Here is a 15639-nt window from a genome sequence, read left to right on the forward strand (position 1 = left end):
ACATGAGCCGTACTGTATTTTGCCAACGCCTGAAAAAAGAGGGCCCGGGTCTGGATTTCCAACTCTATCCCGGTGAGCTCGGCAAGCGGATTTTTGACAACATCAGCAAGGAAGCCTGGGCCGAGTGGCAGAAGAAGCAGGTGATGCTGATCAACGAGAAAAAGCTCAACATGATGAATCTTGAGCATCGCCAACTGCTGGAAAAAGAGATGGTCAGCTACCTGTTTGATGCAGGTGAAGTGCAGATCGAAGGTTACACCCCGCCTGCCCAGTAAGCTCTCCGGCTGTTGTACGTGTGAACAGGTGCGGGAATGGCGCCACACTGGCGTGACCGCTCCTGAAGTCGCAGCAAATGAATGATGGGCAGCTCTGCTGCCCGGTTTGAGGATCCTATGGGCCGAATTTTTTGGCTGCTGTGCACCCTGCTGTTTCTCTCTGCCTGCTCATCCTCCCCCAAGCCCAGCGGGAGTGAGGATGACGATCTGGTCAACGGCAAGGACATCCGCGGTTTTGAACACATGATCAGCGCGCTCTCCCATAACGTGAACGAGATATGGGGGCGGGAGGCGCTGTTTGCGGGCAAGTTTGACTACGTCAAATACACGGATCAGTACAAGAGCCGGGCCCACATCGACTTCTCCAGCGGTCACATCATGGTGGAGACGGTCTCGGGCATCGATCCCCGCGCTCACCTGCGTCGCGCCATCATCGAGACCCTGCTGACGCCGGACGATCCGGCCGAAGTGGATCTTTACTCCGACCGGGAAATTCTGACTGGTGGCGAGCCCTTCCTCTACGGTCAGGTGCTGGACAATCAGCGCCAGCCAATCCGCGCCTCCTGGCGCGCCGAGCGTTATGCCGATTACCTGCTCAACACTGCGATGAAGAAGCGCACTTTGGGGATTCGCACCATCTTCTTCGTCGATATTCCCATGGTGGCCAACCATGAAGATCGACGGGGCTACAAGTATGCGGGGATCATCCGGGAAGCGTCGCGCAAATACGGCGTGCCGGAGAGCCTGATCTATGCGGTGATCAAGACCGAGAGCAGCTTCAACCCCTATGCGGTGAGCCATGCCAACGCTTATGGCCTGATGCAGGTGATCCCGGCTACCGCCGGTCGTGACGTCTATGTTCGGGTCAAGGGCAAGAACGGCCAGCCGACCCGGGAGGAGCTGTTCAACCCGGCCTACAACATCGATGTCGGTACCGCTTATCTGCACCTGTTGCAGACCGTCTATCTGGCGGATATCGAGGATCCGCGCTCCCGTCGCTATGCGGTGATCTCCGCCTATAACGGTGGTGCTGGCGGGGTACTCAATACCTTCTCCAGCGATCGCAAGGCGGCGCCGGGTCGGATCAACCGGCTCTCCCCCGAGGCGGTCTATCAGGTGTTGACCGAGCAGCATCCCAAAGAGGAGGCGCGCCGTTACCTCTACAAGGTCAATCAGGCCGAGAAGGGGTTCAAGAGAGCCTTTGCCAGTCGGGCCGGTTAAGCGGTGATGCTGGGTTAACCATGCAAAAGGGCGCTTGATATCAAGCGCCCTTTTAACGTCTGGCCAGTTCGTCGTTGAAGTGGCCTTATTTGGCGATAAAGCCGCCCTTGGTCTGCGGGGCCGCGCCCACTTTCTCCAGGGTTTTCACTTCCACTTCGGTCTTGTTCCAGCTGTGGTCCACTTCACCACGGATGCGGATCTGATCATCCGGGCCCACTTCGGTGCCACGCCACACATCCTGATCCACTTCGACCTCCACTTCACCGCTGGCATCGCGGAACAGATAGTTCTCGCCGCCCAGGTGCTTGACCAGTTTCCCTTCCAAGGTGGCCCAGCTGTCATCGGCCAGATCTTTCAGTTGAGCAACGGAAACCTTGTTCTGCTCCTGCGGGCCGGTATAGGCCGCCATGGCAAAAGAGGAGACAGACATCAGGGTCAACAGTCCGATTACGCTTGCGCTTGCCTTGTTCATTTCATACTCCTGTCGTTGGTATGAGGGCATTGTGCCGGGGGTGGCGTGAAACAAGCGTGAAAGAAATAGGCTGGTGTGATTGTCTGTTTTGTGAGCGCAAGCGATTTCATCGGTGGCGGAACATGTGTGATTTCATCTGGAACTGTAATCTGTCGCCTTCACCAGAAGTCAGTGGCAGCAGACTCTTCCCATGCCTGTCGCCACTCGAGGAGAAGTCCGCAGGTCTCACCTGCTTAATCGAAGAGCATAACAATATGAAAAAATGGCTTGTTTGTTTATTGGGGTTAATGGCATTGACCGCGCAAGCGGCAGAGGGACGTCAACCTTTTTCCCGGGTCGTGATGTTTGGTGACAGCCTCTCCGACACCGGCAAGATGTACAAGAAGATGCGGGGGTATCTCCCCTCCAGCCCACCTTACTTCAACGGGCGTTTCAGCAACGGCCCGGTGTGGCTGGAGCAGTTGGGTGACGAGCGCTTCCCCGGTCTGGTCGTGGCCAACGAGGCGGAAGGCGGTGCAACGGCGGTGGCCTATAACCATCTGGGCGCCCTGAACGGCTGGCTCGGTTTCTGGTCCTGGGATCCCAAATATCAGGTGATCAACAACCTCGATTACGAGATCGATCAGTTCCTGAAAAAGGACAAGTTCCGTCCCGATGATCTGGTGGTGATCTGGGTCGGAGCCAACGACTATCTGGCCTATGGCTGGAACACCGAGCGGGATGCGGATCGGGTGATCGATACCATCCGTCTGGCATCCAACCGGTTGGTGCTCAACGGTGCGCAGCAGATCCTGCTGTTCAACATTCCTGATCTGGGGCAGACCCCGTCAGCCCGCAGCATGAAGGTGGTGGAGAAGGTGCGCCATGTGGCCAGCTACCACAACCAGAAGTTGCAGAATCTCACTCGAGAGCTGGCTCCCCTTGGCATCGTGAAGTTGTTCGAAGTGGACAAGCAGTTTGACGAGATGATGCGCGATCCCCAGCAGTTTGGTCTGAGTGACACTGAGCACTCCTGCTACGGTGGTGGCTATATGTGGAAGCCATTCTCCGGCAGCGCCGCCGAGGTGGCTGCGACCCCGGCTTTAAGTTTCTCCGAAAGAGTGGCTATTGCCGGTAACCCGATCCTGGCGCAGGCGGTGGTGAGCGGGCAGGCAAAAGGGCGAGCAGCGACTCTAAACTGCGATGAGCATATGTTCTGGGATCAGGTGCATCCGACCAGGACGGTGCACAAGGTACTGAGCCAGCGTGTTGCTGACTTTATCGATCAGCACTACGAGTTTGTTCGTCACTGATATCGCTTCGGGCCAGCATGTTGCTGGCCTTTTTTCCCTTTCAGCCCTCATCTGTGCGTCTTTTTGCGTCACATTCAGTTCAAATAACAAACGTTTGTTGCTGTTTTTGTAACGTGGTTGCGTTAGAGTGTTTTTTGTTAATTGATATCAGTGACTTGAAAATAGGCTAACGTTTATCTGCAGTGATCGCTTTTGGGCGATTGCGCCTAGAAGACGAGTTGATATCAATCAACCTCCTCCTACACAAAGTTGCAGAGGCTCAGATATGAAAAAATCATTGATTACCTTGCTGGTTACCGGCTTGCTGGCGGCCAATGCCCAGGCGGCCGGTCAGGACAACACCTGGTATGGTGGTGCCAAACTGGGTTGGTCCAACTTCTACGGCATTGATGAAAGCAATGCCCTGACGCTTGGCAATGAGACCAACGATGCCCTGGGTGCGGGTGTGTTCGGCGGCTATCAGATCAACAAAAATCTGGGGCTGGAGCTGGGTTACGACTACCTGGGCAATTACAAATACGATGCGACTACGGCGGCAGGCGCTTTCAGTGATGAAGTGAAAGCACAGCTGGCCCAACTGACCCTGAAACTGGGTTTCCCGGTTACCGATAATCTGGATCTGTATGGTCGTGTCGGTGGCGGTTATGGCTGGGCTGATACCAAGAGCGATCTCTACAAGGATGACAGCCGCTTTGTCATGGTCGGTGCTCTGGGTGCCGAGTATGCGTTTAACCTCGACTGGGCTGCTCGCCTAGAGTACCAGTACACCACCCCGTATGGCAGCCGTGATGATACCGGCCTGAGAATGGATAACGGCTTGCTGTCGTTGGCAGCGGTTTATCGCTTTGGTCAGGTTGCCCCCGTGGCACCCGCTCCGGCACCAGCCCCGGCTCCCGAGCCTGTGATGGTCGAGAAGCAGTTCACCCTGAGCTCTGATGTGCTGTTTGACTTCAACAAGGCGACCCTCAAGCCAGAGGCCAGTCAGGCTCTGGATAGCCTCTACAGCCAGATTGAAGAGGCTCGACCCAAAGATGGCGTGGCAACCGTAATTGGTCACACCGACCGTATCGGTTCCGATGCCTACAACCAGAAACTCTCTGAGCAGCGTGCCCAGACCGTCGCCAACTATCTGGTTGGTAAAGGGATCCCGGCCGCCAAGATCAATGTGGAAGGGCGTGGTAAATCCTCACCGGTTACCGGCGACAGCTGCGTCAGCAAGTCCAAGCGTGAGCTGATCGTCTGCCTGGCTCCGGATCGCCGTGTTGATGTGAAAGTCGAAGGTGTCAGCGAGGTGCAGGAGTAATCTTCACACTGAGCAGCTCTCCACAGGGGCTGGAATTAACAGCCCCTGTTGGAGCAAGAGAGGCCAAAAAGCCAGTCAGTTGAGCTGACTGGCTTTTTACATTGGCATTGCGGTCGGACAGAGGACAAATCAGGAAGGGAGCGGCATAACCCGGTTGCGCCCCAGCTCCTTGGCCTTGTAGAGCAGCTTGTCGGTACGTTCGACCAGACAGTCTGCACTCTCCTGACCGTTGAACTCGCCCACGCCAAACGAGGCGGTGATGTGGTCGATGCGGCGGCCAGATTTGCGATCCAGAATCGACATCCGCTCGATGGCGCGGCGCATGCTCTCCGCCATCTGTCTGGCCAGCGCCAGCGAGCGATGGGGAACCAGCATGGCAAACTCTTCCCCACCCAGCCGATAGGCGGTGACCCCCTCCTTGCAGGCATCGCGCAGCCGTTTGCTAAAGGCACGCAGCACCTGATCGCCGAGCAGGTGACCGTACTCGTCGTTGAAATTTTTGAACCGATCGATATCGGCGAGGATCAGTGAAAAGGGGTGCTGACTGCGGATCAACCCCTCCAGCTCCAGATCGAAGGCGCGGCGGTTGAGCAGGTTGGTGAGTGCATCCTCGTTGGCCAGTTTGCGGGTTTCGTTGAGCGCGGCACGCAGCTCCTTGATCTCCTTCTCGGCATTGCTGAGCTGGCTGCGAAAGTGCATGGTGGACATGCGTACATCCCGCGATTCGCGCACCAAGTCTCGCAAGATGCCCATGGTATCTTCCAGGCTCAGCCCCTCATCGTCGATCTTACTTAACTTGTCGAAGCTCTTGTCGAGCATCTCCTGAAACATACCGGTATCGGAGATGGCATCCTGCATGGAGTGGCCGAGCTCGTTGGCCATGGCTGCAAGGTTGAGCTTCATCGCCTCCATCTGCTGTTCGTCCTGCGCAGCCAGATATTGGTGATAAAGGCGCTCGCAGGTAGTGAGGGAGCAGGTTCCCTGCAGTTTGATGGCTTGATCGATCGCCTGGTTGAGTTCGGGCATGCTGGCCGAGACATAGTTGTACCAGAGGTGGTAGTTGTCCGGCGTAGTTGGGATTTGGTACTTGATCATCAGGGGAACTGCCTGCTTGAGATAGGCGGCAGATTGGGCAAATGTGTCCTTACTCATGAGTTCTGTGTCTCATCATGCCAGCGAACTGAAGATAGTATGACAGAGAGATTGGCCAAAAGGCAGCCGATGGATGCCATTCGCCCCCCCCTCCGATATAATGGCACCGTTACCACCTACCCTAAGGCCTGCTTATGTCTCAAAAAGATCCTTTCCTCGAACGCGAGGCCGAAAAATACGATAACCCCATCGCCAGTCGCGAGTTGATCCTGGAACTCATCAAGGGCCATGAAAAGCCCATGTCCCGTGAAGAGTTGGCCAAGGTCCTCAAGCTGAAAGATGAAGAGCCGTTGGAAGCCTTGCGTCGTCGTCTGCGCGCCATGGAGCGTGATGGACAACTGGTATTCACTCGCAACCAATGTTATGCCCTGCCGGATCGCCTGAATCTGGTCAAAGGTTATGTAATCGGCCACAAGGATGGCTTCGGTTTTCTGCGTCCGGAAGGTGGTGGTCCGGATCTGTATCTGAACAACCGAGAGATGCAACGCCTGATGCATGGCGATTACGTGCTGGTGCAGCCGACCGAGATCGACCGCAAGGGGCGTCAGGAAGCGCGTCTGGTGCGCCTGCTCAAGTCCCGTGAGGCAGACATTGTCGGCCGTTACTTCGTCGAGAATGGCGTTGGTTTCGTGGTGCCGGATGACAGCCGTATCGGCCAGGACATCATCATCCCGGAAGGGGAAAACAAAGGGGCTCGCCAGAGCCAGGTCGTGGTTGTGCGCATCAATCAGCGCGCCACCTCCCGCATCAATGCCGTCGGCACCGTACTGGAAGTGCTGGGCGAGAATATGGCGCCGGGCATGGAGATCGAAATTGCCCTGCGTACCCACGGTATCCCGCACACCTGGCCGGAAGAGGTGACCAAAGAGGTTGCCGGTCTCGGTGAGCAGGTGCCGGAGAAAGCCAAAGAGGGCCGCATCGACCTGCGCGCCCTGCCGCTGGTGACCATCGACGGCGAAGATGCCCGCGACTTCGATGACGCCGTCTTCTGTGAAGCCAAACGCGGTGGCGGCTGGCGTCTGTGGGTTGCCATTGCTGACGTTTCCGCCTACGTGAAGCCCGGCACGGCGCTGGATGCCGAAGCGTATCAGCGCGGCAACTCCGTCTACTTCCCCGAGTTCGTGGTGCCCATGCTGCCTGAGGTGCTCTCCAACGGCTTGTGTTCCCTGAACCCGCAAGTTGACCGTCTCTGCATGGTGTGCGAGATGACCATCTCCGCCGCTGGCCGCATGTCCGGCTACAAGTTCTACGAAGCGGTAATGAACTCTCACGCCCGTCTGACCTACACCAAGGTTGCCGCGATCCTCGATGGGGATCCCAAGCTGCGTCAGCAGTACGATCCGCTGGTGGGCCATATCGAGGAGCTGAACAACCTCTACAAGGCGCTCAAGCATGCCCGTCACCAGCGTGGCGCGGTGGAGTTCGAGAGCGAGGAGACCCGCTTCATCTTCAACGCCCAGCGCAAGATCGACCGCATCGTGCCGCTGGTGCGCAACGACGCCCACAAGATCATCGAAGAGTGCATGATCCAGGCGAACGTGGCAGCTGCCCGTTATATCGAGAAGAACGAAGCCGCCGCCCTGTTCCGGGTGCACGACCGTCCGGGCGAAGAGCGTCTGACCGGTTTCCGTGACTTCCTGGCCGAACTGGGTCTGGAGCTCAAGGGCGGTCTCGAGCCCGAGCCGAAAGATTTCGCAGAGCTGGCTGCCAAGTTTGAAGGTCGCCCGGATGCGGAGCTGCTCTCCACCATGCTGCTGCGCTCCATGCGTCAGGCCATCTATCAGGCTGACAACATCGGTCACTTCGGTCTGGCGTTGAAGTCCTACGCGCACTTCACCTCGCCAATCCGTCGCTATCCCGACCTGATCCTGCACCGGGCGATCAAGTATCAGACCGCCAAGGAGCAACAGGGCAACCTGCGCCACAAGTGGACCCCGAGCGGTGGTTATCACTACCAGCTGGAAGAAGTGGACCCGATGGGCGAGCACTGCTCCATGACCGAGCGCCGTGCCGACGATGCGACCCGCGACGTGGCCGACTGGCTCAAGTGCGAGTACATGCTGGATCACGTGGGTGACGAGTTTGACGGCGTTATCGCCAGCGTCACCGGCTTTGGCTTCTTCGTCCGTTTGGCTGAGATCCATATCGACGGTCTGGTGCACGTCAGCACCCTCACCAACGACTACTACCAGTTTGATCCCCTGCACATGCAGCTGATTGGCGAGAACTTCCGCCGTCGCTACCGTCTGGGCGACAAGGTGCGCGTCAAGGTGATGGGCGTGAACCTGGACGATCGCAAGATCGACTTCGTGATGGTGGAAGAGCCGCTCAAGGCCACCGGCAAGAACGCCAAAGAGATGGCGCGCAAGCAGGCCGAGATCAAGAAAGAGAAGGCCAAGAGCGCCCAGCGCCACGAAAAACGTAAAGAGGGCAAGGATCACGGCAAATCCGACAAGGGTGGCCGCGCCAAACCGAGCAACAGACGACCGAGCAAAAAAGCGCGCGATAAGGCCAAGGGGTAAGCCCTCGGCCATGGCCTAGGTCCGGCGACCCGGGCTGAGGTAGTAAGGGGCTGATGTGATGGCCCCGGGTTATCTTCCCTAGCGCCTGATAGTCCCGGAAACGAAAAAAAAATCCGAACCCTGTTACCGGGGTTCGGATTTTTTATGGTCAGCGAAAAGGGGAGTGACTTAGATTCTGGGCGGAGCTCGGCCAAGCTCTGTGCCTATAGCTAGCAGCACACTCCTTGCGCGATTACCATTCTATAGGTCGCTACGCGGCGATCAGAAAGGTGGGAGTCCTATTCTATTACGCCGCATTCAGCTGCTCGTCCGCTGCAATGCATTGTTAGAGGTTTTCTTGAGTGGAGGAAATGGATGACTGTGCCTCCAGTTGTTGATCAAATCTTGCTCACCTATAGTGAAATCAGACATTAAGGCTTCCATTGGAACCAAAATGCCGGCTCCATTGTACTCAATATAAAAGTCCATACCTTGCCATTCCGGAGTGTTTCTTTCATTAAATTTTATCTTCACTTGGCCATCTTCGACTTCGTAATCAGGGTGCATTACAATCTCTCTCACATATGGTTTAATCTTTAATCCATCAGATGGCATATTAAGTTGGCTCCCAAACTCATCAGAAAAACAAACTATTCCTGAGACGACATTGCTGTAGAGAGATCTAATTATCCCAAGGAAATAGTTGCCATCACCCAAATCCCCTTTGGAAAACATCACTAGTGATGTATAAAAATACATGAGAGCATCAAAGGATATTTTTAAGGAAAAATCTGTACTTCTAAACTGATAATCTACATTAAGATGATTGCCAGACATATCAAATGATGAAGGGCTATGAACAATCGAATTACGTATTACTTTTGCCACTCTATATAGTTCGCGAAGCATCAACTCTTTATCGTTATCACACGGAATTTGTCTATATTTCTGAGCGAATGACAAGCCTTCTAACTCGGGATATTTGGTATCTATAAAAAAGTCCAACACCGTAAATATCATCATGAACTTCATTTGTTGATTATGTTCAATGCTCACTCTGTTGCCGGTCATGCAACAGAAGCTCATATGAACAGTGCTAGTTCCGTCATCAGAAAAAGTTACATGACGAATATCAGGATATCTAATAGACATACCCATATCTTCCAGCATCATCAGTGTATGAGTAATAAATGAGTTCATTTTACCTCTAACGCCCGCCTAAGGGGCTGGCAACGCATTTACACGAAACTCAAACACAACAACCGTAACCACCTCGGCTCATTGGGACTGGAAACGCCACGCGTTGACAGTCCCTCTTGAGGCGTTTGTTAGCTTCGTAGCCTATTGTTTCACCATCACTCTTTAACACATTTGTTCGAAAATAAATTTTACGCAAAAGCATCAAGCAAGCACACGTCCAACGCCAAAAGCTGTGAGGTTGGCTGTCAAAACTTAAAACGATCAAGGCTAAGTTGGCCACGGTTAAGAGTCCACGACAAAGAAAACCAGATCACAGCGATGATACTGCCTTTTGTGAAACCAAACTTTCCGTGTGGAACATCCAGCAACATTGAAGCATCGAAGCTTGATGGTTTTCAGCGATTTTGAAACTGCTGAACATTCAACACTTTCTACCAAATCAGCATCTGAAAAACTCGAAAGCCAAGTTGTGAAGTTTGAACGCTAAAAGCTGAATTTTCACAGCAAATGAGCTTAGATTTTGATGGTTCTAGCCTTAAAGAAGCTAACGCCTTGCTCATTTACGCAGCGGTTGTAGTGGATTTTTGTGCAAAAATGAGTGCAAGCGAGTGCACAAAAAGTAACGTAGAGCGCTGCGTCAAATGGAGCAATTTTTTATGTGTTATTTCCTTTCTTAACTTCAGCCTTTTCTTCAGCCACAGCAACAATCTCTGCCATTCTCTTCTTTCTTTCCTCTCTGACGACATACCAATCATTGATCAGATTTTCGATAAGGCCAATTAGAAGCCCAGCTTCTCTAGGGTCAACATCAATTATTAGATTGATATCCTTTTCCATATGCGCCCCGATATTCCCTATCTTTCTAACGGCATCTATTGCTGCCCAAGTGACAGGGTCTACCTTTTCTTGGATGGCTTCGATTTCGTCAACTAACCTTCCCTTCTTGACGCTCCAGAAATCTCTTATGATTCCCTGAATGCACCGCCGTGACAGTGTTGCTGATGCTTTTGGTGATAAATCACGAATGAGGCAAGCTTCTTCATAATCACTGATGATCTGGTTCGGTACGTAATCAGGAAAAACTTTGACCTGCGCCTGAGGGATAAGGCTCCAGGTTTTTTTGGCCTTGAGGTCTTTCCACTGTCCCTCCTGTTGCACATGATCGTGCAGAGTGACTGTTAACGTGTACTCTTTGCATTCCGGATTGGGACACGAAACAACGTGAGTTTTTACAGCCTGATAGCCATACTTATTGCCAAAACTAAATCCATATCGACTATTGCCTGCGTTGTGGTCTGTAATTGTTGAATGGTGATTACAGAAAGGGCAGTTCCATGAAAAGCTCATTCGATTTCCTTTTTACACATAACAGTGATTAGATGGAAGGCGGTACTAATCAGTTAGCAGAGAATTCCATATAACTCCGTAACATCTTTATTGCCGCCAAGTGAAAATTATCATTAAACCGTAATGTTACCAGATTGCTTTTTGTGCCGAGCGTATTCGCTTGACTTCCTTTTCTTGCACCACCATTAGCACTGTGTGAAAAAACAGTGCACAGATCAGTCTTGGAAAGCATCGCCTCATCACGCCTGCGTAAACAGGGTATGAATGAAAATGAGGCCGTCACCATTTTGAGTTATCGCTCCACTCGCTTATTCACGTCATCAGGCAAGGCTACCGCCCCTGAATTTCAGCCTTCAGCCTGCTGTTGTTAACCTGTGATGCGGCGTAGGCCTGACCCATGGGTGACTCCGACGAGGCTGTTGCCAAACGGCTATGTTAGCGAGCGATGCTGGAGAGGGAAGTGGGAGATGATAGTTTTCTGGGCAAGATCAATAAATTAGTCATCCTGAGCCGTGTTGAAGTCGAATATCAACAAGGAAAGGGCTGATCTTCAATGAACTGAAATTGGGAAACTGAAATTGGGACACCTATCGTTTTGAGCGCCGCATAGCGGCTAACAGGCCATGATTGGCTTGCCTCCATGTGCCGCCGAAGGGCTCGATATAGCGGCAGGTGCTTGGCCGAGCAGCTTCCTCCTCCCTAGATGCCGGTCTCTCTGGTATGATGCGTCATCATTTAGCGACCGGTGACGACGCCAGCATAATGGTGGTCAGGCTGCCGGTACGGCCATTTTTCTTCGGGGCGCATTTATGCGACCCGACCTACGGATCTTGAACATGAGCACTGAACTGATCTACGGCATTCACGCTGTCACCGCGCTGCTGGAGCGCACCCCGGAGCGTTTCATCGAAGTGTGGGCACTCAAGGGACGCGATGACGACCGGCTGCAGCCCCTGCTGGCCGAGCTGGGGTCCCTCGGCCTCAAGGTGCAGAGCGTGAACCGCAAGACACTCGACGATAAAGCGGAGGGCAACAATCACCAGGGCATCATGGCTCGGGTGAAAGAGGCGCCGAAGCTGGCAGAGCACGATCTGGCCAGCCTGCTGGATGAGTTGGCGGCACAACAGAACCAGCCCTTCCTGCTGGTGCTGGATGGCGTGACCGATCCGCACAATCTCGGTGCCTGCCTGCGCAGCGCCGATGCTGCCGGGGCTCATGCTGTCATCGTGCCGCGGGACAAGGCCACCGGCCTGACCCCGATCGTGCGCAAGGTTGCCTGTGGCGCGGCCGAAGTGGTGCCGCTCATTCAGGTTACCAACCTGGCCCGCACCATGCGCGAGTTGCAGGAGCGCGGCGTCTGGATTGTCGGCACCGCTGGCGAGGCGGATCACGACCTCTATCAGGCCAAACTGACCGGCCCGATGGCGCTGGTGATGGGGGCTGAAGGTAAAGGCATGCGCCGTCTGACCCGCGAGCATTGCGACGAGCTGGTGAGCATCCCGATGGCAGGGGCGGTATCCAGCCTCAACGTCTCGGTGGCAACCGGCGTTTGCCTGTTTGAAGCCGTGCGTCAGCGTCGCGGTTAATCATGCTGACTGACAGACCCCCCTTCGATTGGGCGCAGGTCGCAGATAAAGAGGAGGCCGCGCGCCTCCTCTCTTTTGCCCGCCCGCTGACCCTCAGCCCGAAAAGCTGCCTCTGGCACGCCGGTGACAGCCCGGATCTGCTGGTCAGGGTGGAGCAGGGGCTGCTGCGGGCCAAGCTGGTGCTGGAGGATGGCCGCGAGTACATCAAGGAGTTCTACTGGGAGGGGGACGAGTTTCTCGACTTCCACCACCTGCTCAGTGGCGAGCCAGCCCGCTACAGCGTGGAGGCGCTGGAACCCTGCCATCTGCAGCTGTTCAGTCTGGTCGACTTGCGCCAGCTGCCCGGCTGGCCGCGCTGGTACCAGCACCTGCTGGAGGTGCAGCTGCGCATCAAGGAGGAGAAGGAGCAGTTGCTGCTGACCGGCAGCCCGCAGGCGCGCTATCAGCACTTTCTCGACAGCTTTCCCGCACTCGATGCCAGAGTGCCCGACCACCAGATCGCCGCCTATCTCGGTATCACTCCCATCAGTCTTAGTCGCATTCGCAAACGGCTGAAAGAACTTAACAAAGGTTAATGCAGGGCGCTGGCGCCACGATTATGCTGGCAGGCCGAACTGATAAGGAGTTGCCGATGAACTGGATCCTGAAACCCTGGTCTGAACTGACCACTGACGAGTTGTATGAGTTGCTGGCGCTGCGGGCCGAGGTGTTCGTGGTGGAGCAGACCTGCCCCTTTCAGGATCTGGACGGGCTCGATCGCCGCGAAGGGGTCTGGCACCTGCTCGGCTATCAGGGCGAGCTGCTGGCCGCCTATGCGCGGATCATGGCGCCCGGCATCGGCGACGAGAGCGGTGCCGCCATCGGTCGGGTGGTGACCTCACCAAAGGCGCGTGGCGGTGGTCTTGGTCATAAGCTGATCGGCGAGGCGGTCAAAGCGTGCGAGGCACGTTGGCCGACCCACAGCATCTGGCTTGGTGCTCAGGCTCATCTGCAGGGCTTCTACGGCCAACATGGTTTTGTGGCGGAAGGGGAAGGCTATCTCGAAGATGATATCCCCCATATGGGGATGCGCAGAGTGGTGGAATAACCACTCGTCAGAGTGATTCAGAATGCAGAAGGGCCATCCCGCGGGATGGCCCTTCTCTTTATCGCCAGGCGATCACTTCTTCTTTTTCTTCTTGGTCGCTTTCTTCTTGCCATCGACCGGCTTTTTCTTCTTCACCGGTACCCGCGCCTCTTTATGTTTGGGGCGTAGCTCGTCGATCACCCGGCGCTTGAGGCGCTCTTCGGTGTAGCGTTCGATCTTGGCGACCATCGCCATGTCGTGGGCCTCCACCAGGCTGATGGCGCATCCACGGTTGCCAGCGCGGCCGGTACGGCCAATCCGGTGGACGTAAACGTCGGCGCCGTAGGGCATGTCGTAGTTGATGACATGGCTGACGTTCGGCAGGTCGATGCCGCGGGCGGCGACGTCGGTGGCGATCAGGAAGGGCACTTCCCCTTCGTGGAACTTGCGGATCGACTCGATACGCTTGCTCTGCTCCATCTCGCCACGGATCCAGGCGCAGGAGATACCTGCCGCCTGCAGCTGGCCGGAGAGCTCCGCCAGACGCTCGCGAGTCTTGACGAAGATAATGGCTTTCTGGGTTTCCGGATCTTTCAGGATATGGGTCAACAGCGCCAGCTTGTGGGCGGCGTCATCGGCCAGATGGATCCACTGGGTAATGGGGCGACGTTCGCTGCGGGGCGGTTCGGCATGCAGCTCCACCGGATCCTTGAGGATCTCGTTGGCGAACTTCTCAAGGCCGGCCCCTTCCAGGGTGGCGGAGAAGAGCATGGTGTGCTTGCGGTAGCGCGCCTCTTCCACAATGCGGTTCACATCCTTGATGAAGCCCATGTCCAGCATGCGGTCCGCTTCATCCAGCACCAGCACTTCGATGTCGTGGCTCTCGAACTCCTCTTTCTCGATGTACTCGAGCAGACGACCCGGGGTGGCCACCACGATGTCGGTGGTCTTGGTCAGGGCAGGCAGCTGCTCTTCATGGCTGACGCCGCCGATGATGGTCTCGATGCTGAGGTTGGTGTGAGCCGCCAGCGCCTTGGCGTGGGCGGTAACCTGCAGCGCCAGCTCACGGGTCGGGGTCAGGATCAGCATGCGGCAGGGGCCCGGCTTGCGGCGCGGGAAGTCCAGCAGATGCTGGAGTGCCGGCAGCAGGAAAGAGGCGGTCTTGCCGGTACCGGTCGGAGCGGATGCCAGAATATCGCGGCCGTCCAGGGCTGGCTCCAGCACCATCTGCTGGATGGTGGTGGGGCGGGTGAATCCCATCTCGGCCAAGGCCCGGTTGAGGGCTGGGTGCAGGTCGAAATCATCAAAGGACTGGCTCATGGCAATACTCGGTCATTAAGGAAACAGCAGATTATAGGCGATTATCTCGTCGGCTCCTATTGGTGAGTGTGTCTTAGCCGCTATAATCGCCCACCATTTTTGCAGATGACGGGGGCCAGATGGGACGTAGTCGCGGATTTACCTTCAAACAGTTCCATATCAATCACGATCGCTGCGCCATGAAGGTGGGCACCGATGGCATTTTGCTCGGTGCCTGGGCGCCGGTCGAACAGGCGCGTCGAGTGCTCGATATCGGCACCGGCAGCGGCCTGATCGCCCTGATGCTGGCCCAGCGCAGCAGATCTGACTGCCGTCTTGATGCGGTCGAACTGGATATTAATGCGGCCAGTCAGGCGCAGGAGAATGCGGCGTCCTCTCCCTGGGCCGATCGGGTAACCGTCATAGAGAGTGCCATTCAGGATTATCAGGCCGCCCCTTACGATCTTGTCGTCTCCAACCCTCCCTATTTCGTGGCAGGCCAGTCATTTAGCGATCCGGCGAGGGCGTTGGCCCGCCATACCGGTGCCCTCGACAGCCACGCATTACTGGCGGCCTGCGATCGTTTGCTGAGCCCGAACGGGCAGGTGGCGCTGGTGCTGCCGACGGCGATGGCCGATGAAATTTTATGCATTTCGGCGAATTATGATCTGCATGGCATTTGTTATACAGCTGTTATCACCAGAGAGGGTAAAGAGGCAAATCGTGTTTTATTGCTACTTGGCAGAGGATTAAACAGGTGTGAGAGGGGTGAAATTGTGATCCATTCTGCTGATGGAGCCTATTCCGACAGATATATCCAACTGACCAACCCCTTCTATTTGAAGATGTAAATTTCGTCTTGAACTATTTTTTCACGCCATTATGCTGGTTCCAGATCGAGCGCCCGCTCCAGACCAGCTAAAAC

General features: G+C 55.5%; 14 protein-coding genes and 1 pseudogene. 9 read left to right on the top strand and 6 right to left on the bottom strand.

Annotated features, from left to right (window positions below):
- The first annotated feature begins 2 nt into the window (after window positions 1-2).
- A complete protein-coding gene (locus G5287_RS05130) occupies window positions 3-275 on the top strand; it encodes an oxidative damage protection protein (protein WP_005335828.1) in 273 nt (90 codons plus the stop codon).
- A gap of 117 nt (window positions 276-392) precedes the next feature.
- Window positions 393-1496: a membrane-bound lytic murein transglycosylase MltC gene (gene mltC, locus G5287_RS05135; RefSeq protein WP_042052484.1), complete on the top strand. Its 1104-nt coding sequence runs from the start codon at window positions 393-395 to the stop codon at window positions 1494-1496.
- Between the two features lie 85 nt (window positions 1497-1581).
- On the opposite strand, the gene G5287_RS05140 is transcribed toward mltC, so the two are convergent.
- Window positions 1582-1968 (bottom strand): YgiW/YdeI family stress tolerance OB fold protein, encoded by a 387-nt coding sequence (locus G5287_RS05140; protein ID WP_005335826.1) that lies wholly within the window; start codon window positions 1966-1968, stop codon window positions 1582-1584.
- 254 nt (window positions 1969-2222) lie between these two features.
- On the opposite strand from G5287_RS05140, the gene G5287_RS05145 reads away from it, so the two are divergent.
- Window positions 2223-3260 (top strand): SGNH/GDSL hydrolase family protein, encoded by a 1038-nt coding sequence (locus G5287_RS05145; protein ID WP_227341427.1) that lies wholly within the window; start codon window positions 2223-2225, stop codon window positions 3258-3260.
- Between the two features lie 265 nt (window positions 3261-3525).
- Window positions 3526-4563: a porin OmpA gene (gene ompA, locus G5287_RS05150; RefSeq protein WP_227341426.1), complete on the top strand. Its 1038-nt coding sequence runs from the start codon at window positions 3526-3528 to the stop codon at window positions 4561-4563.
- 129 nt (window positions 4564-4692) lie between these two features.
- Here ompA and G5287_RS05155 read toward each other — a convergent pair whose 3' ends face one another.
- Window positions 4693-5715, bottom strand: coding sequence for a GGDEF domain-containing protein (locus G5287_RS05155; RefSeq protein WP_047434508.1), 1023 nt, complete (start codon window positions 5713-5715; stop codon window positions 4693-4695).
- 134 nt (window positions 5716-5849) lie between these two features.
- Here G5287_RS05155 and rnr point away from each other — a divergent pair, with 134 nt between their 5' ends.
- On the top strand, window positions 5850-8237 hold the full coding sequence (gene rnr / locus G5287_RS05160; RefSeq protein WP_042052453.1) for a ribonuclease R: 2388 nt from the start codon (window positions 5850-5852) through the stop codon (window positions 8235-8237).
- Window positions 8238-8534: 297 nt separating this feature from the next.
- Here rnr and G5287_RS05165 read toward each other — a convergent pair whose 3' ends face one another.
- From G5287_RS05165 to G5287_RS05175, 3 genes and pseudogenes are all read right to left on the bottom strand, one after another.
- The gene (locus tag G5287_RS05165) at window positions 8535-9416 is read right to left on the bottom strand and encodes a hypothetical protein (protein ID WP_421230974.1); all 882 of its coding nucleotides are present in this window, start codon (window positions 9414-9416) and stop codon (window positions 8535-8537) included.
- 188 nt (window positions 9417-9604) lie between these two features.
- Window positions 9605-9787 (bottom strand): annotated as a pseudogene (locus G5287_RS05170) (DUF645 family protein).
- 283 nt (window positions 9788-10070) lie between these two features.
- Window positions 10071-10763 carry a DUF4145 domain-containing protein gene (locus tag G5287_RS05175; protein WP_421230975.1) on the bottom strand — a complete coding sequence of 231 codons (693 nt, stop codon included), beginning with the start codon at window positions 10761-10763 and terminating at the stop codon, window positions 10071-10073.
- Between the two features lie 836 nt (window positions 10764-11599).
- Between G5287_RS05175 and rlmB the strand changes: the two genes are divergently transcribed.
- From rlmB to G5287_RS05190, 3 genes are read left to right on the top strand one after another with little or no spacing between them, the layout of a single operon-like run.
- Window positions 11600-12349 (top strand): 23S rRNA (guanosine(2251)-2'-O)-methyltransferase RlmB, encoded by a 750-nt coding sequence (gene rlmB, locus G5287_RS05180; RefSeq protein WP_265061576.1) that lies wholly within the window; start codon window positions 11600-11602, stop codon window positions 12347-12349.
- Between the two features lie 2 nt (window positions 12350-12351).
- The gene (locus G5287_RS05185) at window positions 12352-12924 is read left to right on the top strand and encodes a Crp/Fnr family transcriptional regulator (protein ID WP_159162904.1); all 573 of its coding nucleotides are present in this window, start codon (window positions 12352-12354) and stop codon (window positions 12922-12924) included.
- A gap of 56 nt (window positions 12925-12980) precedes the next feature.
- On the top strand, window positions 12981-13436 hold the full coding sequence (locus G5287_RS05190) for a GNAT family N-acetyltransferase (protein WP_227341421.1): 456 nt from the start codon (window positions 12981-12983) through the stop codon (window positions 13434-13436).
- Window positions 13437-13508: 72 nt separating this feature from the next.
- Here the strand turns inward: G5287_RS05190 and srmB are convergent, their stop codons facing one another.
- A complete protein-coding gene (srmB, locus tag G5287_RS05195; protein WP_236269395.1) occupies window positions 13509-14735 on the bottom strand; it encodes an ATP-dependent RNA helicase SrmB in 1227 nt (408 codons plus the stop codon).
- A 119-nt stretch (window positions 14736-14854) separates the two neighbouring features.
- Between srmB and G5287_RS05200 the strand changes: the two genes are divergently transcribed.
- Window positions 14855-15565, top strand: coding sequence for a tRNA1(Val) (adenine(37)-N6)-methyltransferase (locus G5287_RS05200; RefSeq protein WP_323912517.1), 711 nt, complete (start codon window positions 14855-14857; stop codon window positions 15563-15565).
- Window positions 15566-15639 lie beyond the last annotated feature (74 nt).

The sequence above is a fragment of the Aeromonas sp. 603079 genome, from assembly GCF_049172135.1.
GTDB classification, from domain to species: Bacteria; Pseudomonadota; Gammaproteobacteria; order Enterobacterales; family Aeromonadaceae; genus Aeromonas; species Aeromonas veronii.